Source organism: Streptococcus sp. 21.1 (genome assembly GCF_016648635.1).
In the GTDB taxonomy this organism is placed as follows: domain Bacteria; phylum Bacillota; class Bacilli; order Lactobacillales; family Streptococcaceae; genus Streptococcus.
Window position 1 is genome coordinate 61722 of sequence record NZ_JACLQL010000008.1, and the last position, 22975, is coordinate 84696.

Below are 22975 nucleotides of genomic sequence, written 5' to 3' on the forward strand. Positions count from 1 at the left end.
AAAAAGCCCTTAGAAGTTTCCTTCTAAAGACCTTTCATTAATAGATTAAGCAAAGATTGAGAAGAATGGTGCACCAAGCTTAGTATCCATTGCGTCTCGACTCTGAACACCATGAATGTAATCCAATGAATACCAGCCATTGTTATTGGCGTTAAATGGATCACGAACATAAGTTTTACCATTATCATAGCCATGAAGCACGATTTCATGCGTGTAAGGATAATTGATAAATTGGCTTGCTCCTACTGCCGCCAGAACATGTTGACCTGACATCAAAGCTGAAGCAATGTTAGCAATGCTTGAAAGCACGTTGCTATTGAGACCCCAATTTTTACTTGCTAATACAATACCATCCGCGTCTGTACCAGCAACTGATGTTTTATTGAATGAATTTGTATTGTAGTACAAATAATCCGCAACTGTCGTTGGTGCAATTACAGTTCCCAAGATATCTGTAAAGGTCATGGCAAGTGATGTTGGAACACAGCCTGACTGATCCATATTGCTGACACCATACCACTTAGAAGCCCAACGAGGATCACGTTGAGAATAATAAGTCGTCTGAGGCTCAACACGACGATTACGTGGAGCAAGAGCTGTCTCACCAAGGTTAAATCCGTCTTCAGTATTGTCTACATAGTCTACATAAACATGAGTCGTATAGTTACCGATGAGATTCTTATGATTAACAGTCGAAACATTGATTTCAGTATGTGTTCCAGTAGGTGCCGTATTGTACCAAGAAAGGTTTCCTTGGTTGCTTTCTGACCATACAGCTACACGGATATTCTTAATCTGACGTCCTTGTGGCGCTTGATCAACTACAACTGTATAACTACCAGCTTCTGAATTAACATTAGTGATATAGGTTTGCGTTTTAGTCTTAGCATTACGGAATTCAAGAGTTGTCGTTGTGCCACCAACACCAACTTGTGACCCATCATTCAAAATGTAGTACAAATGAATATTGTACAAGCCTGTTGAGTTTTTATGGTTAGTAGCTTGAACATTTACTGTATAAGTGCCATTAGCTTGACGTGTTGCTTCATACCAACGAATATCATCTTGTCCGTCTTTTTCAGACCAAATAGGTACTTGAACAGTACGAACACCTTTAGGACTATAAACATCACTGATAATAACATCAAAGGTTCCAGTATCTTTATTGTTATTAACTACTGAAATAGTACCGACTGGTTTATTATGTTTCACATCCACAATTGTTTCAGTGACATAATGACGTTGGTTGGCATTATCTACGATATAAAGGTCAGCACGGTAATTTCCTAAAGAATTCTTATGCTCACTTGCCTTAATAGTAACACGGTAGCTACCATCAGATTGGCGACTAGCTTTGTGCCAAACCAGATCATCTTGTCCGTTAACTAGACTCCATGATGGAACTAAGACTTCCTTAACCCCATTTGGTGCTACGATATTGCGAATAACAGCGTCAAAAGTACCTAAATCAGCATTATTATTTTCAATAAATAGGCTTGCACTAGGGCGAGTTTGAGTAACTTCTACCACTTTTTCAGTGAGATAGAAACGTTTGTTAGAGTCATCTACAATATAGGCATCAGCACGGTATTTACCTGTTGAATTCTTATGATCCGTTGCCTTGATAGTCACTCGGTAAGAACCATCAGCTTGACGAGTGGCCTTGTGCCAGATGAGATCATCCTGACCACCAGCCAAACTCCATGATGGAACAAGAACCTCTTTCAAACCTGTAGGTGCAACAATATTACGAACAACGGCATCAAAAGTACCTGCTGCAGTATTGTTGTTTTCAATTGTAAGGACACCACTTGGTCGAGCATAATCTACAGACACTACTTTTTCGGCAATATAATGACGATTGTTAGCGTTGTCCACGATGTAGGCATCAGCACGGTAATTTCCTTTATTGCCCTTATGCTCACTTGCCTTAATGGTTACACGATAGCTACCATCATTTTGCTTAGTAGCCTTATGCCAAATAAGGTCGTCTTGACCATTTTCAAGACTCCATGATGGGACTAAAACCTCTTTAACACCTAGTGGTGCTGAGATATTAGTGATAACGGCGTCAAAAGTTCCTGCCTTAGCATTATTATTTTCAATAGCAAAACTTGCTTTAGGTTTCAACTGCTCTGGTGTCTTACCAATGAAGACCTGCGTAGTTGTTCCACCAACACCCGTCATTTGACCATCTTTTTGAATATAATAAAGATGAACATTGTAAAGGCCTGTTGAGTTTTTATGAGCTGAAGCCTTAACGTTTACTGTATAAGTTCCATTATTTTGACGGTTAGCCGTATACCAGATAATGTCATCTTGGCCATTAATTTCTGACCAAATTGGAACAGAGACAGTTTCAACACCGTTTGGTGCCTTAACATTAGAGATGACAACATCGAAGCTACCAAGAGTTGGATTGTTATTGACAATAGAAATGGTTCCACTCAAATCGCCTTGAGTGGCATCAACCTCAGCACTGGCATTAGCTGTGAAACGTCCTGTATAGTCCACGCTATGGTCAAAGACATGTTTACCTGGCAAGAGATTAGCCGTAGCTGAAAACTGCCATGCACCAGTTTTGGCATTATAGCGCATTTTCTTAGCACTTGTTGCTGTAAGAGTTGTTGATGGGTACTGGGCAACCCAGAAATTTTCAATCCCAAATTGAGAGGTTGAGACAGGTCCACGGTAGCCTAAATTATTCTCATCCAACCAGCTAGCACTTGTATAGAACATCAAGTTGTTGTATCCATGCTTACGCATTTCGTTAACCCAAGCTTGAGTGTTACGGTTGATATTTGGAAGCATCTTAGAGTCTTCGAAATCATTAACCATAACAGTACTCTTTGGAAGGTTGAGTTTTTGTGCAGCTTGGATGTAGAAACGAGCTTCTGCACGTGCTTCTTCCTCAGTTGTGTATCGAGAAAAATGATAGGTTGATACTTGAAGACCAGCAATTTGAGCATTGCGAACTTGTGAGGGTGCTTTAGGGTTGTTGTACCAAGTGTCCTCAGTCAACTTGACAACGACACCACCCACACCCTGGCGTGCAAGAGCACGATAGTCATCTACACTGATATCACCATTATGGCTGCTGACATCGATAAAAGTCTTTGGTTGTACCTTTTGCGTTGGCGAAGGAACATCCGTTGAATTCGTCAATTTAGCAGGTGTTACTACAGCGCTGTTTGACGTTTCAGAATTTGTCGCACTTGTAGAAGCTGTTGCACTTTCTGAACTAACAACTGAAGATGTTACTGAAGTTGACGCTACAGCAACAGTAGAGTTAGCTACTGAAGTTGATGCCGCAGTTGTTACAGCCTCTGAACTTTGTGATGCAAGTGACGTAGATACCGCAGGAGCACTAGGTTTTGCCACCTCACTCGTAGCTACGGGTGCTGAAATAGTTGAACTAGGAGTTGCAGGCAAGGCTGCTTCTCCACCAAAAATCTCAGCCGCTGTCGCAGGTTGATACTGATTTCCTTCAGTAACAGAAGGCGTTTGTGTCGCCACTTCATCAGCTTGAGCAACCTGAGTTGTCACAGCTAAAAGAACAGCCGCACTGGCATAGTAGATAAAATCTTTCGTTCGCATTTAACTTTCCTTTTGCATTTTTAATACGTCAACCATTTTACCATAGAAAAACTCTCATGGAAAGGTCATTACTTAAAGTTTTCTAAACAAAATAGAAAGATTATAAAACTCTAAAAACTTATAAACTTACTATTCGTTCAATATGAAAACCCTTTAACTACCTATTCGTATTTAACACTAAAAATGCAAAGATATTTACAAGATATAGATAAAGATGAAAATGTGTGACAAAAGAAAAAATCCCCGAACTTCCGTCCGAGAATTTTATCAACTTTATTTACGTTTTGGTGGGTTATGGATAATAATAAATTCTTAAGCTATATCAAATATTTTCAACAGACCACAATAAATCCATTCTTTCTTCATAAAACTTTTTAAATAAGCTAATCATTATTTTATCAATCAAAATCAAAACATAAAACCAAACAATGTAGTTATTTGATCCGAATTCATTTTTTTCCAAATCGAGTAATGTTGGAATATTATATTGATATGATATTGTATTATGTGCCATTCTATTTCTATTCTTATAAAGATTTTCATACAGATTTTTAGCGGTACTTTCAAAAAGATTTCCATTATTATCATCTATTTGACTAACACCAGCTTTTTTCTTTATATTTTCTTTAAATTCAATAAAATCTCTTTGGTTCCATTTTTCTATGCACGTATCCTTGAATAAATCAACTATTGTATTTTTTGAATTATCAACTATCGATTTTTTATCTTTTTCACTTAAGGAATTAATGCTTAACTTATTTTTTAACGCCTTATATAAGTCATTCTTAGAATCATAAGTAGAAAAATACTCATTTGACATACTACTTAAAAATCTTCGTCTGAATTCAAAATCTTCCGTAGCTAACTCCCAAGCAATACATTTAAATTTTTGCTCTTGAAAACCAGTCATCTTTAAAAATGTTGATTTCAATAAATAATCATTCAAAGGATAAGTATTTATTGATTTATCAAGATTAGAGGTTACATTTACCAATTCTTTTAAAATATCTTCTATAGGTTCATTAATAAATTCATAGTGCTTGCTCATCTTATATATCCACCATAATTTCTTTATAAATTTCAATTGAAGATTTAACACGTTTAGTCAAGTATTTTAAAGCAGAAGGATTCCTTGGATGATAATTTGTAATTTCCACAAATCCCTCTTCCCCACTATCAAATTCTACTGGCTTATACGTAAAAGGATCCTTAAATTCTTCTATCTTATTCTTCAATTTTTCAAAAAGCAGCTCTAAATTCTCAGTTTTCAACTTTTTCTGCATAAATAATACAAAGTAAATCAAACCGAAGTAGTATAAATCCTGATCAATGATGGAATCAAAATTTTCATTATACAAACCAAATTCCTTTATATAATAATCTAATTCTTCGAAAAACTGATTATAGTTATCCCCTTTTAAAAGATACTCTAAACTAACAAATTTTTGTTCATCTTTTTTAGTATCAGCTATAATAAAATTGATATACTCCATATAATAGGATTCTAATTTATCTTTACTGCCACCAAAACCAACGCATAACATTTCAATGTTTGGATTCTGATGATATTCAGATAGTACTGCCATATATCTTACAAAATCTATTGTTTTCAGAGTGTACTTTTCTAAAAAATAAGGTTTAAAAAAACTTACCTTTGACTGATCAAGATAATATAAAGCCTCCCTACTCTCTTGCGGAGTTAAACTTTGTCCTTGAACATTAATATTCCTAAATACAGAAGTATAATATTGTTGCTGGTAGGAAGGTTTAGAAGAGTCTGGAATAAGAAAAGAGAAACCTAAAAATGTATTTTTTAAGAATTCCTTATCAGGTATGTTATCTCGAAATTCAATTTTTTTAAAAAACTTATTTTTATTTAGTTCTTCTTTTAATTCTTCGAGAGACTTAGGTCCATCTTTAAGTAAATCATTAAATGTCCAGTTAATTACATCAGTTTTTTCATCAAAATAGTCATCATTCTCATCTAAAACTTTAGCAACTTTTCTTTTTGAAAACTTCTCAAATGTTTTTCGGTCTGGAAAATATCCAATTACCGATAATAAGATACTTGTTAATCTCTGCTGTCCATCAATAAGTAGATTTAAACTCTCACCGTCTTGCTTGAAAGAGCCTATGATAACAGGTGGAACAAACTTTTTTTCAGATAAAGATTCAATCAATTTTTCACGCTTTTCTTCATCCCAAACAAAATTCCTTTGATAATCTGGTAAAATGATATTCTTACTTAGTATCAATTCAATCCAATAGTCTAATGAGTACTCACCATAATATACTTTATTTTCCATTGTATTACCTCCATTTATGTGTTTACTCTATCTTATTAAAAATATATTGTCAATCATTTATTTAAGATGGAACGATTATTATTTATAGTAGATTTAAAAACAAAAGAAAAATCCCCGAACTTCCGTCCGAGAATTTTATCAGCTTTATTTACGTTTTGGTGGGTTATGGATAGCTTCTCCAAGTACGTCAGCAAAGGCTTCATACATGTTTTCAGAGAAGGTTGGGTGACCGTGGATAGATTGCAAGAGTTCATCTACAGTCAATTCATTTTCCATAATTGTTGATGCTTCGTTAATCAATTCAGCTGCGGCTGGACCGATAATATGAACACCAAGGATTTCATGGTACTTCGCATCTGCAACGACTTTAACAAAACCTTGAGCTTCATTTGAAGCGATGGCACGTCCGTTACCAGCAAAGCTTGATTTACCAATGAGAACATCACCGTATTTAGCGCGTGCATCTTCTTCAGTAAGACCACACATTGCTACTTCTGGGTGAGTGTAGACAGCTGCTGGTGTGTAGTCAAGGTGAGCCTTACGGACATTGCCACGCATAGCATTTTCAGCTGCAACTTCACCCATACGGTAAGCAGCGTGAGCAAGCATCTTAGTTCCGTTAACATCACCCGGTGCGTAGATTCCTGGGATTGATGTTTCTTGATAAGCATTAACTTTGATACGACCACGGTCAAGTTCAAGGTTAAGATTTTCAAGACCATCCAATTGAGGGACACGACCGATTGAAAGAAGGGCACGATCCGCAACAATTTCTTCACCATTATTAAGTTTAAGGGTCAATTGGTTGTTAGCTTCTACAATCTCAGAAACCCCAACAGATGTCATGATCTTCATACCCTTCTTAGCAAGGATTTTTTGAAGTTCAAGAGATACTTCTTTATCCATAGCAGGAATAATGCGGTCAGCCATCTCAACAACAGTCACTTCTACACCATATGAGGCATAAACAAGACCAAGCTCGATACCAACGACACCACCACCCATAACAGCAAGTGATTTAGGCATTTCACGCAAATCAAGGATATCATCTGATGTCATCACAAGTTGTGACTCAATACCAGGAATATTGATACGAGATACTTTTGATCCAGTCGCAAGGATGATATTACGTCCCTTGATTGTTTCTGAACCAATAGTAACTGTCTTATCTGGATTAACTTGACCAAGACCGTTAAAAATAGTGACCTTGTTAGCCTTCAAAAGACCTTGAACACCACCAGTAAGAGTCTTAACAACAGAGTTCTTAAAGTCAACTGTCTTATCCATATCGATAGTGTAGTTTGTTGACGCTAGGTTAATACCACGACCTGCAGCAATCTTAAGTCCATCAAGGATTTCTGCATTTTTAAGATAGGTCTTAGTTGGGATACATCCTTTATTCAAACATGTTCCACCAAATTCAGATTTTTCAACGATGGCAACCTTACCACCAAGTTGTGCACCACGAATGGCAGAATAGTAACCAGCAGGACCACCACCAACAACGATAATATCGTACTCATTGTCAGCAAGCGGTGCTTTTTCTGCAGCAGCTGCTGGAGCAGCTTGGGCAGGAGCTTTAGGAACTTCAAGACCAGCTGATTCCAACTGAGCAGTTGCTTCTGCAACAGGTACGCTAGCTGCGTTATCAGCCACAACTTCACCTTCTGCTCCAATATAACCAATAACCTCAGTAACTGGCACTGTTTCACCAGCCTGACGAGTAATTTTCAAAAGAACACCAGAATCCTCTGCTTCAAGTTCCATGTTCGTTTTATCTGACATGATTTCAAGAAGAATATCTCCCTCATTAACCACATCACCCTCTTGTTTTTTCCACTCGATGATTTCGCCTTCCTGCATGTCCACACCAAGCTTAGGCATAATAATCTCAAAAGCCATTTATAAGATACCAAGAGCGACCAGAAAGCGACTGAAAATTAGGCGTCTGACATGTCAGCCTGCTGACGTAGACAGACGGTCTATTTTCCAAGCTTTCCGCTCGGGTTCAGTTATACCCTCTGGTTCGCCCTCTCCTTTCTATTAAAACTTCAGTTTTCAGATATTTTTTTCTTAAATCAACAATTCCATAGGATTTTCAATCAAATGTTTCAAATCAACCATGAATTTGGCACCATTCATACCATCTACGATACGGTGGTCAATTGTCAAGCATAGACCCATGATTGGTCGTACGACAACTTCTCCATCAACAACAACTGGAGTTTGAATAGTTGCTGAAACACCAAGGATAGCTGAGTTTGGTTGGTTGATGATTGGGTTAAATGACTTAGTTCCAAACATTCCCAAGTTAGTAATAGAGAAAGTTGAACCTGACATTTCTGCAGCCTTCAATTTACCAGCTTGAGCCTTCTTGATGACATCCTTAGAAGCCACAACGAACTCAGACAAACTCATCTTATCTGCACCGTGAACGACAGGTACAATCAAGCCGTCATCGAGACCAACGGCAATACCGAGATTAACAAATTTATGTAATTCGATATTTTGTGCATCATCAATCAATGACGCATTGAGGTAACGGTGTTCCTCTTTCATAAGAGTACGCACAACTGCCAAACCAATCAAATCCGTGAAGGTTACCTTCATACCAGTCTTATTCATGATTGGATCAAGGACTTGCTTACGAAGAGCCATAAGGTTAGTCATGTCAACATCATAGTTAAGGGTGAAGGTTGGCGCAGTCAAGTATGAGTGCGTCATCCCCTTAGAAATCGCCTTACGCATAGCAGACATTGGGATAACTTCCACGCCTTCTGGCAAGACTTTTTCAGGTTTAGCTTCAACTACAGGTGCAGCCGCCGCTTCTTTAACTTGCGCTGGAGCACTGATTGCAAGGATATCTTCCTTAGTAATCTTGCCACCAAAGCCTGTTCCAGATACGCTAGCTAAGTCAATACCAAGGTCCGCTGCAATCTTACGTGCCAATGGAGTCGCCTTAGGTTGAGCACCCTTAAAGTTTTCAACGTCATCAGCATGAACACGACCTTTTGCTCCAGTTCCTGGTACTTGAGTGAGGTCAATACCCAACTCACGCGCCACCTTACGAGCCTTAGGTGTTGCACGTACTTTGCCGCCTTCGTGAACGATAGGGGCCTGGGTTTGTGCTACCACTACAGGCTCTGCTACAGTAGCAACTTCTTCAACTTTTGGCGCAGGTTCAGCAGCTGGTGCGCTAGCTGCGTTATCAGCCAAAACTTCACCTTCTGCTCCAATATAACCAATAACCTCAGTAACTGGCACTGTTTCACCAGCCTGACGGGTAATCTTCAAAAGAACACCTGAATCCTCTGCTTCAAGTTCCATGTTCGTCTTATCTGACATGATTTCAAGAAGGATATCTCCCTCATTAACCACATCACCCTCTTGTTTCTTCCACTCGATGATTTCGCCTTCCTGCATGTCCACACCAAGCTTAGGCATAATAATCTCAAAAGCCATTTATAAGATACCAAGAGCGACCAGAAAGCGACTGAAAATTAGGCGTCCGACACGTCAGCCTGCTGACGTAGACGGACGGTCTATTTTCCAAGCTTTCCGCTCGGGTTCAGTTACACCCTCTGGTTCGCCCTCTCCTTTCTACTTTAAATTATAATTTCCGATACTCCCACAGTTAAAACAAGAAACACATTTTACTAGCGAGAAATATCACTTAACCGTCGCTAGAAAGTTAGTTTCCTTTATTGGCCATCTTGATAATAGCAGCCTTAATCTTTTCAACATCTGGAAGAACCGCTTGTTCCAAGACACGCGCATAAGGTACAGGCACATCTTCACTTGCCAAACGTACAATTGGGTGGTCAAGGTAATCAAATGCTTCACTTTCAGTAACCATAGCAGCAATCTCACCGATGAATCCACCAGTCTTATATGCATCATTGACCAACATCAGTTTACCAGTCTTCTTAACTGACTCGAAAATCAATTCCTTATCAAGTGGGATAAGCGTACGTGGGTCAACGACCTCAACGTTAATACCTTGTTCAGCCACTTCTTCAGCAGCCTTAAGAACACGTTCCAACATACGACCATATGTGACAATAGTAAGGTCAGTCCCTTCACGCTTGATTTCACCTTTTCCAAGTGGAATGTAGAAATCAGGATCTTGAGTAACTTCCTCTTTCTTACCGTAAAGTGCTTTTGGTTCCATGAAGATAACAATGTTATTGTCCTGAATAGCAGATTTCAAAAGACCTTTAGCGTCGTTAGCATTACCTGGAGCAACGACTTTAATCCCTGGAATGTGAGTCAACCATGACTCAAGAGATTGTGAGTGCTGTGCCGCAGAACCAATCCCTGAACCAGAAGCTACACGGAAGGTTACAGGAGTCTTTAAACCACCACCAAACATGTAGTTGTTTTTTGCACCATTATTAACGATAGCATCAAGGGCAATCGTGATGAAGTCCATGAAAGTCAAGTCAACGATTGGACGAAGACCTGTGATGGCAGATCCAACAGCTGCACCAGCGATAGCTGCCTCTGAAATTGGTGTATCTTTAACACGTTTTTCACCAAATTCTGCCAACATCCCAACTGATGTACCGAAGTCACCACCATAGATACCAACATCTTCACCCATAAGGAAGATGTTTTCGTCTTTACGCATCTCCTCGCTCATAGCAAGGTTTACTGCCTCACGCAAGGCCATCAATTTTGTTTCACTCATACTTGTATTTCTCAACCTTTCTCTTTAGTCTACCCATACATCTTCAAAGGCAACTGAAAGTTCTGGATCTGGGCTATTTTGGGCGAACTCATAAGCTGCATCAACCTCTGCCTTGACTTGGCTTTGGATAGCATCTAACTCTTCAGCGCTTGCGATATTTTCAGAAACGAGATAGTCACGGTATTTAATAATTGGGTCGTTATTGTTCTTCCACTCGTCAACTTCTTCCTTAGTACGGTAAACACCTGCATCAGCAGTTGAGTGACCAAACCAACGATAAGATTCTACCTCAACGATAGCGGGACCGTTGCCACCACGGACATGCTCGACAGCCTTGCCCATTGTTTCGTATACAGCCAAAACATCGTTACCATCTTCACAGTAGAAACCAGGAATACCATAAGCTTCCGCACGTGTATAAAGGTGAGGTGTGTTTGTTGCTTTATGGATATCCATTGAGATACCATAACGGTTATTGATGATAAAGAAGATAACCGGCAATTTCCAAGTAGCTGCCATATTGACTGACTCATGGAATGAGCCTTCATTAGTTGCACCATCTCCTGAAAAGGCCACAACAATGTTTCCTGTTACTTTGTATTGCTGAGTGAGAGCTGCACCTACGGCAAGAGCATAACCACCACCAACAATACCGTTAGTTCCGTAGTTACCTTTTTCAAAGTCAGCCAAATGCATAGAACCACCACGGCCCTTAGAAACACCTGTCGCCTTACCTGCAAGCTCCGCCATCATTTTATTCAAATCCATGTCTTGGGCAATAGATTGTCCGTGACCACGGTGATTTGAAAAGAAGATATCGTCATAGCTCAAGTGTTGAACAGCCCCAACGTTGGCTGCTTCCTCACCAACTGAAAAGTGAGTCATTCCTTGAACAAAACCACGACGAACCAATTTATTAATACGTGAATCAAATTCACGAATACGTTCCATTTTAGTGAACATCTCAAGATGTGTCTCTTTAGAAAGTTTTACCATATCGATCTCCTCTATCGAAATTTTTCTATACATCTAGGATAGGTTAAAAAAACTTAATGAGCAAGAAATATGCTTGAAAAATGAAAAGCCTTACATCCTTATCACTTATAGACAATTCGTATGCTCTTTTTGTTTGCGATATGGTATAATGATATGATTATATAGATTTTACCCGAATAGGAGAATATTTGATATTGAATGATGTCATAATTCACGGGCTTACGGCATGTATAGCTTTTATTTTACAAATTATTATCTTCAAGGTGACCACGCAAAGGCCGCTTAGGTACTGGATTATTATTTTAGCTGGTATAGCAATTTTTGCCTCTAGTTATTTTGGCATTTTGTATCCAAAATCCGGTTTTATTGCAGTTGTACTCTTTCTAGCTGCCAAATCCTACAAAAATCTAAGACATACCATTTTGGAGACTCTCTTCATACCTTTCACCTTTGCCTTAATGGTAAGATTGGTCATTTTCCTGATTATTCCAATTTTTTTCCCTGCAGTCTTGGATTACTATTTTGCTGGTCCCTTTATTCTCTTTCTTGCTTTTTTACTTTGGTTTGCACAAAGTGCTCTTCTTCAGGTGGACTACTCTCGAATGATGCAAATTGATAAAGCAAGACCATGGTACATGTCAACGTCTGTCGCTCTTTGTAGCTTAGCCTTTATTTACTTTGCTTCTGAACTCGTTTCAACAGACATTCACTTTACCATTGCCTTTCTTATCATTACGGCTCTGATTCTATCTAAGCAGGTTAATCTCTATAGAAAAGACCTCAATGCTCAAACACAAGCAGCCCAAGAGGAACATTCTCACCTTCTTCAAAAATCAAGTCAGAACATCAATACCTGGTACCAGAAAAAGACTAGACAAGAGCTCTTCATCAAAGACGAAGCTGAAAATCTCTACGATATCATTCGTTTTCAACAAAATGAGGAAGCTCAGGAGTTAATTGACTACTTGCTGACACCGAATCCGCTAGATAAGAAGATTGATCATTTTTATCGAGACAAACTAGGAAATATTAAACTGCCAGATTTACAGGTACTCTTTGAAGCTAAATTCCTAAAGGCAAAAGAACTGGATGTTTGGGTTAGTATGGAGGTCCCAGAATCTATTACCGTCTATCCTATTTATCCTTTAGACTGGGTATATGTCCTATCAACTATCTTGGATCATGTCATTGACCAAGCACAAGATAGTGAACAGAAATACCTTAGCTATGCTTATTTTAAGGATGAGGATAGTCAACACTTTGTCGTTGAAAGTTCAAGCACTAAAGAAGATTCAGCTATTACATCTGATTTCTCTGATCCTGAACTAAAACGCGTCAATACTATTCTATCTACTTATCCAAACGTTAACATTGTTTCAAATACACGTACTGGGATTTATCGCTTACAAATTGAAATTGACATGACTAAAGGAGGTTACAATGATTACTAATATTATCAATCCTCTCTTACAGGCCGTTAGTTTCATTTCTATTTGGTACCTCTACCAGACTATGTCTAAGGTAAAGCCACTACGAGGACACCTTTTACTTCTATTTTTATCCTATGTAGTTGCAGCGTCCTACTTTAGTCTCGTAAAAATCGTTGTGGACCCACTTTTCTTCCTTGTTGCTGATTTGGCCCTTGTCAAAGAGCGTTCTTTCTATCATCGATTGCTTTACGCTTTTTATCCAACTATCCTTTTTGATATGGCAACACGACTACTTTCAATTGTCATTATCCCTCACGTCTTACATATCAAAGGTGATATTACCCTCAACACTAACTTACATATCTTGACCTACATCTTAGCACCATTAATCATTTACCTAATGCTTAAAATCTTCGCTGTAGACCTAAATCAGATGAGTAGTCTTGACGAAGCTTGGGCTAGACGTAACTGGTTGCGAAGCACTGCCTTCCTAGCTGTCTATTATGTCTTCTTTACTGTTATCCATGGTCTTAACAGTATTCTTCCAACAGCAAATGACCCTAAAAATTTATTTGAAATAGTTTTCAAGGTCAGTCCTAATAGTTCTGTTATCTTAGTTCTCTATATTGCCCTACTACTATGGGATTTTTACAATTGGAACCAGGCTGTCCACCAACAATCTATCGATAGACTGAACAAAGAACGTCATAAATTGTTGGGTACTATGACTAACTATAGCAAAGCCTTTATCCAGATTATTATGCAAAAGCAAACGTCCTTCGACTTATTCAAGAAAAATCTCAAGGAGGTTTCTCTTGCCTTGGAAAATGAAGATACTGCCAAAGCTACTAGTCTACTTGAGATTTATAAAACAGACAATACTAGCATTGGTAATCCAGAGACTCAAGAAAACTTGGATAGGCTTAGCAATCCAATAATAGCTAGTTTTCTTTCAAATCGTATTTTGGAAATGAGAGCGTCACATGTCGATATTTCCATTAATATTAGTCCTCAGTTTGGTGAGATTCCTTTATCTGACCTCGATTTATATCAACTGCTCCAAGCTTCGGATAGAGCGATATTTAAACTACTTCGTCCTGATGTCAAGGTCAATAGTAGTTACCTTCAACTAGATCACTCACAACTCCTTGTTGTTGAATTACCAGTTTTGGCTGATAAGGTTAGCAAAGATAAAGAACTGAATGATATAGTAAAGAGTTTGCCAAATGTTGACTATCGTATCGGCTTACATGCAGGTTATCTGACTCAAATTATTGAAATCTTTGAACCTGGTTATTAAACGATAAGAAAAAGAGCCAATGGCTCTTTTTTTGCAACCTCATATATCTTCTTACTAAAATATCTTGAAATGAGAGGAGGTAAACCAGATAATCCTCGTGCTAAACAAGGACACCCAGTTTACAAACCTGAGTGACGTTTTCTGCTAATATTCTACGATGGATAGGTGGGGTTTAGAAGGCACCGCCGCCACCGCCTCCTCCGCCCCCAGAGAAGCCACCGCCACTAAAGCCTCCACTACCACTACTTGAGTTAATAGAGAAGTTACTTACGGTATCTGAAGCAGAAACATAGTTTTGCAATACAGTTGAATTGTATAGCATTGCAAAAGATACAGGTGAATAAGTAAAAGCGTCTAAAGATGGATTGCTAAGGTGAATGTTGTAACGTTTCAGAACATCACTGACTTTCTTGGCCTCTCCATAAAGTGTCGCATAAACTAGAATACGATTCCATAAAACAATGGATTGTAATTCCGCTTGATTAAACTGCCCAATACTCTTAATCATGTTGTTAAAACTATGCCATTGATAATAAATATCTGAGTTTTCTGGAACAAGGCATCCGTTTGCCCGCCCATTGATTTGAAAACGATAAATAAGATGCATGGTAATAACTGGGAAGAAAAAGAGTAAATATAACAAGGATAAATTAGAGGAGAAACCAATTGAGAGAAGGAAGAAACCAATCGCAATAAGTATGTAGAGGAATACAAATATGTTGTTCGCCACTGAAGATAAATGAGTTTCTGAAGAAGTAAGTTGCCTATATAGGCTTGGTAGTCCGAGTTGCTTTTCTTGCCTTTCGACACCTTGGGTAACCCTTGTAGCATCATCCAAAAACAGACTTCTAATATTTCTACCTATAGAGCGAAGCTTATCTCTTTCCGTACTATTTTTAGCTTTTTTATACTGACTCTCAATTTCATCTTCGTTAATATAGTATCGTGAGAACATATCTTTCTCTTTGACTTGAGTTTGACCATCAAAAAGCATCTCAATAAAAGCTAATTCAAAATCAGCTAAACCATCCCTTTTAACAAATTCAAGAATTGGCTCTTCCGTTGATTGACTAAAGGATAAGTTTCCTCTATCTATAAGATCCAGTATCGTCGCTTGAACCATATGGTTAAAGGATATTGGGTAAGTCACACTATTCAGACCACTAATGTCAAATCGTTGGTTGTAGACGTTCTGAGCAAGAACAAGAGGAGCTAGATTTTGAGGAATGTCATAAAGTCTACTATCCTTTGGGAAACGTGGTGGTCTCGTGCTTCTCAAGACTGAACTATATAAAACGATTGCTATAACAAACAAGACGAGGAGAAGTCCTGGAAAAAGACCATAGAAAATTATGTGATAAATCTTTCTATTTCTCACAATATCATTTTCCTGTTTTAGGAATTTATCTTTAGCTGAACTATCGATGATATTAGTGGAATTTTTAGATTTTAGACTTGCTGTCATAGGCCAATAAGCATGAAGTTCAAGTTTTCCCTTTGCAGGAAAATTATCAAACTGAATATTATAGCCTTCATCCGTCCTTTGAACCTGAGGATTTTTTTGAAAGAATCCTGCATGAGCATAAAGCTCACCCTTATTGGAATCTAAACCATCAACAGTAAAATCAACATGACCAATTGACTTATCCCAATCGGAAATCGGAAACCAATTGAGGACAGCCACATCAGAATAGAGGTCTAACATGTGTTTGATTTGCCAAGTCACCTTAAGAACCACTTTATCATAAGCCCCAGGATTATAGACCTTTAGTTTGATACCGTCTTTGAGTTTTTCTGATTCCACACGTATCTGTCTTTTCGTAAAGACAGTTTCCACACCATTTTCTGTGGTTATTTTTTCAGCTTTATCAGAGACTGTGACAGTTGGATTTTCTTCAATATTAAAACCTTTTGGAAGTGGTTTTACACTGCCTAATGTCACGTACTGACCATTATAAGAACTTGAAAAATCATAAGTCACTTCTTGGGTAAAGGTCGCTCCGCCATCCTCGTGAATAGCCAAGTGTCCCTTATAACTTGGAATGCTATACGACACCTCATTATCGCTATCACTGGCTTTAGCGATGTCACAAGCTCCAATCGTTAGTATCATAGCTAAGACTAGTCCTAACCAAAGCAGTCCTTTTTTCATCAGTCACTCCTTACATATCAGTCAATCTTTAAATATCGAGATTGAAACATAAGCGTTTTACCTCTCTTCTCTTATGACTAGGCTTGATAGACAATTTCACCATCACAGATAGTGTATTTAACACTTCCAGTAAGCTCTTCGCCTACAAATGGTGAATTGGCTGCTTTAGACTTAAAGTCTGCTGTAACTTGACGTTTTTCCTTATCTGCAAAGATAACAAGGTCTGCTGGTCCATTTTCAACCAAATAACCGGCATCGAAACCATAAAGATCAGATGGGTTGCTAGTCATCACTTTCAAAAGTTCAGTCAAGCTTAAGTGTCCTGCTTCAACCAAGTAGGTCAATCCAAGAGATAGAGATGTTTCAAGACCAGTCATTCCTGATGGTGCTTTAGTCACATCATCGACATTCTTTTCATCGGCATGGTGTGGCGCATGGTCTGTGGCAATAACTGAGATGACTCCAGATTTCAACCCTTCGATGACGGCCCGACGGTCAGATTCCAAACGAAGTGGTGGGTTCATCTTGGCATTAGCACCTTTTGAGAGCAAGAGGTCTTCTGTCTTAGAGAAATGTTGTGGTGCCACTTCGGCTGTAACTTGTGCTCCAAGTTTTTGAGCAAATTCAACCACTTTTACAGATTCAGCTTTTGACAAGTGTTGAATATGAACATGGGCTTGTGTATCATAAGCAATCATGGCATCACGCGCAATCATACTGTACTCAGCTACGCCAGTTGCCCCACAAATATGAAATTCTTTTTTAGCAATATTTTCATTGAAACCGAGAATACCATTTAGATCAGGATCCTCCTCGTGAAGGCTGATGAAGGTATTATTCTCCTTAGCTAGCTCCATGGCTTTTTTGACAATACCAGCATTGGTCAATGGAATACCATCATCTGAGAATCCGACAGCACCGGCTTCAAGCAAACCCTTGAAATCAGTGAGGTTTTCACCATCAAAATTCTTAGTAATAGTCGCAACAGACTTAACATGGATATTTTCCTTAGATGCCGAAGTCAAGACCTCCTCCAAGGTTTCCTTATCTGAAATCGTTGGATTAGTGTTAGCCATCATTACAACTGTTGTAAAACCACCAGCAGCTGCTGCCAAGGCTCCAGTATGAATGTCTTCCTTATGAGTTTGACCTGGCTCACGGAAGTGAACATGGATATCCACCAAGCCAGGAGCAACCACAAGACCAGTCGCATCGATGACTTGAGCATCTCCAGCTTCGATATTTTCAGCAATTTTAACGACTTTTTTACCATCAACAAGAACATCAGCTTGCGTATCCAAACCAGACTTAGGGTCTACAACACGACCATTTTTAATCAGTAACATAATCTTCCAACTTTCTATTTTACTTCAACCAATCAATTGGGGATTGGCCTTGAGATACAAGGTAGGCATTGGCTTTTGAAAATGGCTTGCTGCCAAAAAAACCACGATAGGCCGACAAGGGACTCGGATGGGCACTCTCAATAATGGCATGTTTAGGATTAGTCACTAGTGACTTCTTCTTACGAGCATAGCCACCCCAAAGTATAAAGACAACAGGAGTATCCTTTTGATTGAGGACCTTAATCACAGCATCTGTAAAAGGTTCCCAAACCTGACCAGCATGCCCATTTGCTTGACCTGCTGGAACTGTTAGACAGGCATTAAGCAAAAGCACCCCCTGCTCGGCCCATGACGTTAAATCATGAAAGGATCTAGGACCTAAATCTTCCTCTAATTCCTTGAGAACATTTTTCAAAGACGGGGGAGCTGGAAGGCTATCAGGTACCGAGAAGGAAAGTCCCTGTGCTTGATGAGGCCCATGATAAGGGTCCTGACCAAGGATCACCACCCGCACTTCTTCAAACGGAGTCTCTAACAAGGCATTAAAAACCTTGTCACGTGGGGGATAAATTGTTCCCTCTTCATAAACCTTGTCCATAAACTGATTTATCTTTGAAAAATAATGGTCAGGCAGTTCCTCTTTCAGAAGCTTGTGCCATGTCGAATGTTCCATAAAAACCTCTTTTTAGATTGTTTTACACCCTAAATTATACCATAATTTGTAGGGAATATTCGGAAAATACTGAAAAAACACCATGATTACGAAGCATTTCCTATCAAGTTTTAAAAATACATTACTCCACAAGTTTAAAGGGCTTACAACCTTTAACTCGTTATAGTTTTATGCTATAATTTAAACTTGTATTTTAACAGAAAAGGTAACCCTATGACTACGTATGAAAATTTAAGAGCAGCCAGACGAGGTCCCATTGTCAGCATCGCTGCCTACCTTCTTCTTACCATTGCAAAACTTCTAGCTGGACACTTTTTAAATTCTAGCTCTTTGATTGCCGATGGTTTCAATAACTTGTCAGATATTTTAGGGAACGTGGCCCTACTCATTGGATTGCACCTAGCTAGTCAACCTGCTGATGCAGATCATAGGTTTGGTCATTGGAAGATTGAAGACTTATCAAGCCTAGTCACTTCCTTTATCATGTTCGTGGTGGGCTTCCAAGTCCTAATTCAAACAGTCCGAAAGATTTTTCTAAGAGAGGAAACTGTAGTCAATCCCCTTGGTGCAACCGTCGGAGTTCTTTCTGCTATCGTCATGTGTGGCGTTTACTTATACAATAAAGGACTTGCCAAAAAGCTGAAATCTAGCGCTTTGATTGCGGCTGCTAAGGATAATCTCTCCGATGCCGTAACTTCTATTGGAACGTCAATCGCCATTGTTGCAGCATCCTTCAACCTCACGATTATTGACTATATTACAGCCATTATCATTACCTCCTTCATTCTAAAGACAGCCTATGATATCTTCATGGAAGCAACCTTTAGTTTGTCAGACGGTTTCGATGAGAGAAACCTCAAAGCCTATGAGAAAGCGATTCTTGAGATTCCAAAAGTCACTAAGGTTAAGAAGCAGCGTGGCCGTTCTTATGGTAGCAACGTCTATCTTGATATTGTGGTTGAAATGAATCCTGACCTCTCTGTTTACGAGAGTCATGCCATTACTGAACAAATTGAAGAGGTTCTCAGCAAGCGTTTCTCTGTCTATGACACTGATGTCCATGTAGAACCAGCTGCTATTCCCGAAGATGAAATTTATGGCAATGTCCTTCACAAACTCTCTCGCAATGAAAAGATTATTCTGTCAAAAATTCCTGACTATGAAAATCTCTTAGCACCAGACTTCTACTTAATCGATGAAAATGGTCACCACCACAATCGTGAAGAAGTCATTGCCAATCACCAACCACTTCTCAATAATTTTGACAGCTTCAAGATGACATCTGTTAGTCAAAAAACGAAATTAATTAGTTATGAGTTGGGAGGAAATTTCCACACTAGTATCTGGCGTCGAAATGAAACCTGGTTCATGATTTACCACCAAGTCACAAGGATAAAAGATGAAAAGTAACGAGCAAGCAAGCTCGTTTTTTTCTGCTTTCAAATAGATTTTGTGTAACATTCAATCGATTCTAAAAAATACATTAAAATACTAAATGTTAGGAAAACTCTAACTTTTATATGTTATAATGAAAGTGTTTGTCACTACCGAATTTAGGGTTTTGACAGGCAAATGATATTAATAGATAAAAATAGGTTCTGGCAGCTACAGAACCCCATAGATATTAAAGGAGACACATTGTGAAAAAGAAAATTGTTGCCGTCCTTTTAGCAGCTTGTCTAGCCCTAGCACCGAGTTTGTCTAGTGCAGACGAATTGATGGATATCACACGCGCTGCTGGTTATACTGAAGCCACTGAGGCCTATCGCCCCAAATCAACCCTCTTAATCGATGGAAATACCGGAGATGTCCTCTGGGAAGAAAATGCTGATGAGGTGCGTGACCCAGCTTCTATGTCTAAGGCCATGACACTTTATTTGGTCTTTGAAGCCATGTCTAAAGGAGAGATTTCTGAAGATACTGTTATCACAGCTACTCCAACCGACCAAGCTATTGCCGATATTTACGAAATTTCAAACAACAAGATTGTTGCGGGTGTTGATTATACCGTTTCAGAACTCATCACTATGACAGCGGTGCCTTCCTCTAACGTTACAACCGTGATGCTAGCCAACTACTTGACCAATAATGATCCTGATAAATGGCTAGACATGATGAATGAGAAATCTAAAGAGCTAGGGATGACCAATACCAAATGGTTCAACGCTTCTGGTGCCGTTGCTGTTGCCTTCAAAGGTTACTACAGTCCTCAACGTTATGATAACAACCAAACCAACCAAACAACTGCGCGTGATTTGGCTATCATGACCTATAACTTCATCAAGAAATACCCTGACATTCTCAAGTACACTAGCAAACCTGTTGTCACAGTTAAAAAGGGAACACCTTACGAGGAAACTTTTGAAACCTACAACTACTCTATTCCAGGTGCTAAATACGGAATTGATGGGGTTGATGGGTTGAAGACAGGCTCTAGTCCAGAAGGTGCTTTCAACTATATTGATACCATCAAGCGTGGTGATCAACGTATGATTGCTGTCATCATGGGTTCTGGTGATTGGTCTGACCAAACAGGTGAAGAGATTCGTCATACCTTTGGTAATGCTCTCGTTGAGAAGATGTACAAAGACTTCTCTTACAAGAAAGTTCTTAGCAAGGGTGAACAAGAAATCGACGGTAAAAAATACAATGTCGAAAAAGACGTCTATGCCACCGTTAAAAAAGGTAAAGACCCTAAAATCTCTGTTAAAGATGATCACATTGTCATTGATAATGGTCTGAAGACAGTGTCACCTAATATCAAAGCTACTTCTGTTAAGGCAACTAAAGTTAAGGGATGGTTCGATTTTGGAAGTAACCAGAAAGATAAAAAGGCTACTAAAACAACAGATAAGAGCCAACTCCCAGTTTATTTCTGGTTGCTATGTCTTGTCCCAGTTGGACTCCTCTACTTCATTTACCTTAATGAAAAAGGACGTCGTCAAAAAGTTAAAGAGCGCCGTCAAGCTCGACAAATGAATAACTAAAAGAACGTGCTCAACCGAGCACGTTTTTAGTTATTTCCAAGAAATGTTTTGAGATTAGACATATCATTACGCATTTGATCCAATCCTTCTTGGTAAATGGCTTCAAACTTTTCAGGATTTTTCTCCAAACGACTAACTTCAAGTGCATGTTCTGGACGGATAGCATAAAGATTTCCAGTTTTTTCCAAAGCCTCTATCTTTTCAATACTCTTATTGTAGTGGATGTGGCGATTTGAAGCCACTTGGACAAATTCAGGATACTTACGATAAAAGAGCTTGTAGATTCGCTTACTCGTTTTAGATGGCTGTTTACGGTAGCCTTTAGGACGTGTCAGAACTACAATGAGTTTATCAAAGCCCAAATTTTCCATAAAATCAATAGGGAGACTATCAGACAGACCACCATCCATGTAGCGTTTACCCTTGTACTCGACAATTTCAGAAACCAGAGGTAGGGCGGAACTTGCACGAAGGGCTTCCATTTGCTCAAAGACATGATAAATCATGATATAGTCTGGTTTTCCGGTCTCAATATCTGTAGTGACCACATAGAAGGGAACACCTGAATCAGCAAAGGCCTCCTGATCAAAAACGTCCAACTCCATGGGAACCTTATAATAGGAGAATTCCTTATTAACAAAGTTACCTGTTGTCAGCCATGACCAGAAACTCATATAGCGACGGTCTCCCATAAAACGCTTGTTGTAGCGAAGGGCTCTTTGGGGCTGGTTAGAAAGGTAATTAACACCAAAAAGTGCTCCAGCCGATACCGAAACAACGCCATCCACCTTAATTCCAGCTTCTAATAAAGCATCTAATACACCAGCCGTATATAAGCCACGCATCCCCCCGCCTTCGAGGACTAAGCCAACTTTCATTCTAAAATCTCCTTTATGATTGGTTCCGCAAGGACTTGATAACCTTGTGGACTCAAGTGCAAACCATCCGTTGTATAGTTGTCATTTAACTGTCCCATGTTATCAGTAAGGTAATCAAAAAGATCGACATAGGTCACACCGGGGAGGACAGCTAATTGTTGATTTAGCTCACGTACAGTCGTATTATTTCGAATCTTAACCTTAGAAGCATACTGTGATTCTTCACTAACTGGAAAGACACTCAGCAAATAGACCTCAGTAAAGAGGGATTCCTGACGAACTGTCATGATAATATCGGAAATACGAGTGACAGTATCTCGAATAGGGCAACCTCTTCCGATGTCGTTAATGCCAATCAAGAGTACCAATTTACTTGGTTCCAAATCTAAGACCTGCTCTTTAAGGTGTTCTAAAAGCCAAACCGAGTCTGTTCCTGCAATCCCACGGTTAACAAGGGGAAACTCTCGACCCAAATATTTTTTCAATGCAAAAAACTCCGTGATGGAGTCCCCTGCAAAAACGATTTGGCCTTTGTCTAACTTTTGATTTTCATTCACAAATTTGGTTAAACGCTCTTCTTGATAGGCCACAAGCTCAGGCCTAGTTGTTTCAATCATACT

At 39.0% G+C, this 22975-nt stretch carries 16 protein-coding genes; 4 read left to right on the forward strand and 12 right to left on the reverse strand.

The features are described from left to right. Positions 1 to 45: 45 nt before the first annotated feature. The 7 genes from H7U01_RS07050 to H7U01_RS07080 form a co-directional block, all read right to left on the reverse strand. Positions 46 to 3597: a GBS Bsp-like repeat-containing protein gene (locus tag H7U01_RS07050; protein ID WP_201041345.1), complete on the reverse strand. Its 3552-nt coding sequence runs from the start codon at positions 3595 to 3597 to the stop codon at positions 46 to 48. Between the two features lie 322 nt (positions 3598 to 3919). Further along, positions 3920 to 4645, reverse strand: coding sequence for a hypothetical protein (locus tag H7U01_RS07055; RefSeq protein WP_141760042.1), 726 nt, complete (start codon positions 4643 to 4645; stop codon positions 3920 to 3922). 1 nt (position 4646) lies between these two features. Further along, a complete protein-coding gene (locus tag H7U01_RS07060) occupies positions 4647 to 5903 on the reverse strand; it encodes a GmrSD restriction endonuclease domain-containing protein (protein WP_070840091.1) in 1257 nt (418 codons plus the stop codon). A 144-nt stretch (positions 5904 to 6047) separates the two neighbouring features. Next, positions 6048 to 7805, reverse strand: a complete 1758-nt coding sequence (gene lpdA / locus H7U01_RS07065) for a dihydrolipoyl dehydrogenase (protein WP_155222348.1) — start codon at positions 7803 to 7805, stop codon at positions 6048 to 6050. A gap of 171 nt (positions 7806 to 7976) precedes the next feature. Next, positions 7977 to 9365 carry a dihydrolipoamide acetyltransferase gene (locus H7U01_RS07070; protein WP_201041346.1) on the reverse strand — a complete coding sequence of 463 codons (1389 nt, stop codon included), beginning with the start codon at positions 9363 to 9365 and terminating at the stop codon, positions 7977 to 7979. Between the two features lie 229 nt (positions 9366 to 9594). Further along, positions 9595 to 10593, reverse strand: coding sequence for an alpha-ketoacid dehydrogenase subunit beta (locus tag H7U01_RS07075; protein ID WP_013990622.1), 999 nt, complete (start codon positions 10591 to 10593; stop codon positions 9595 to 9597). A gap of 24 nt (positions 10594 to 10617) precedes the next feature. Then, on the reverse strand, positions 10618 to 11589 hold the full coding sequence (locus H7U01_RS07080; protein ID WP_070840068.1) for a thiamine pyrophosphate-dependent dehydrogenase E1 component subunit alpha: 972 nt from the start codon (positions 11587 to 11589) through the stop codon (positions 10618 to 10620). Between the two features lie 602 nt (positions 11590 to 12191). On the opposite strand from H7U01_RS07080, the gene H7U01_RS07085 reads away from it, so the two are divergent. Continuing rightward, complete coding sequence (locus tag H7U01_RS07085) at positions 12192 to 13040, forward strand: hypothetical protein (protein ID WP_225791435.1); 849 nt, start codon at positions 12192 to 12194, stop codon at positions 13038 to 13040. Continuing rightward, a complete protein-coding gene (locus H7U01_RS07090) occupies positions 13030 to 14319 on the forward strand; it encodes a hypothetical protein (RefSeq protein WP_070840063.1) in 1290 nt (429 codons plus the stop codon). Before H7U01_RS07085 ends, H7U01_RS07090 begins: the two co-directional genes overlap by 11 nt. Positions 14320 to 14491: 172 nt before the next feature. Here H7U01_RS07090 and H7U01_RS07095 read toward each other — a convergent pair whose 3' ends face one another. The 3 genes from H7U01_RS07095 to H7U01_RS07105 all read right to left on the reverse strand — a co-directional run bounded on the left by H7U01_RS07095 (position 14492) and on the right by H7U01_RS07105 (position 18490). Beyond that, positions 14492 to 16471, reverse strand: a complete 1980-nt coding sequence (locus H7U01_RS07095; protein ID WP_070840060.1) for a DUF2207 domain-containing protein — start codon at positions 16469 to 16471, stop codon at positions 14492 to 14494. 77 nt (positions 16472 to 16548) lie between these two features. Further along, positions 16549 to 17817 carry a dihydroorotase gene (locus tag H7U01_RS07100; RefSeq protein ID WP_064524730.1) on the reverse strand — a complete coding sequence of 423 codons (1269 nt, stop codon included), beginning with the start codon at positions 17815 to 17817 and terminating at the stop codon, positions 16549 to 16551. 19 nt (positions 17818 to 17836) lie between these two features. Beyond that, positions 17837 to 18490 (reverse strand): uracil-DNA glycosylase, encoded by a 654-nt coding sequence (locus tag H7U01_RS07105; protein WP_201041347.1) that lies wholly within the window; start codon positions 18488 to 18490, stop codon positions 17837 to 17839. 213 nt (positions 18491 to 18703) lie between these two features. Here H7U01_RS07105 and H7U01_RS07110 point away from each other — a divergent pair, with 213 nt between their 5' ends. Next, positions 18704 to 19900 (forward strand): cation diffusion facilitator family transporter, encoded by a 1197-nt coding sequence (locus H7U01_RS07110; protein WP_064524734.1) that lies wholly within the window; start codon positions 18704 to 18706, stop codon positions 19898 to 19900. Positions 19901 to 20130: 230 nt separating this feature from the next. Further along, positions 20131 to 21477, forward strand: a complete 1347-nt coding sequence (locus H7U01_RS07115) for a D-alanyl-D-alanine carboxypeptidase (RefSeq protein ID WP_064524735.1) — start codon at positions 20131 to 20133, stop codon at positions 21475 to 21477. A gap of 26 nt (positions 21478 to 21503) precedes the next feature. On the opposite strand, the gene H7U01_RS07120 is transcribed toward H7U01_RS07115, so the two are convergent. Both H7U01_RS07120 and H7U01_RS07125 read right to left on the reverse strand, forming a co-directional pair. Then, the gene (locus H7U01_RS07120) at positions 21504 to 22355 is read right to left on the reverse strand and encodes a patatin family protein (protein WP_201041348.1); all 852 of its coding nucleotides are present in this window, start codon (positions 22353 to 22355) and stop codon (positions 21504 to 21506) included. After that, on the reverse strand, positions 22352 to 22972 hold the full coding sequence (locus H7U01_RS07125) for an SGNH/GDSL hydrolase family protein (protein WP_155123974.1): 621 nt from the start codon (positions 22970 to 22972) through the stop codon (positions 22352 to 22354). Before H7U01_RS07125 ends, H7U01_RS07120 begins: the two co-directional genes overlap by 4 nt. Positions 22973 to 22975 lie beyond the last annotated feature (3 nt).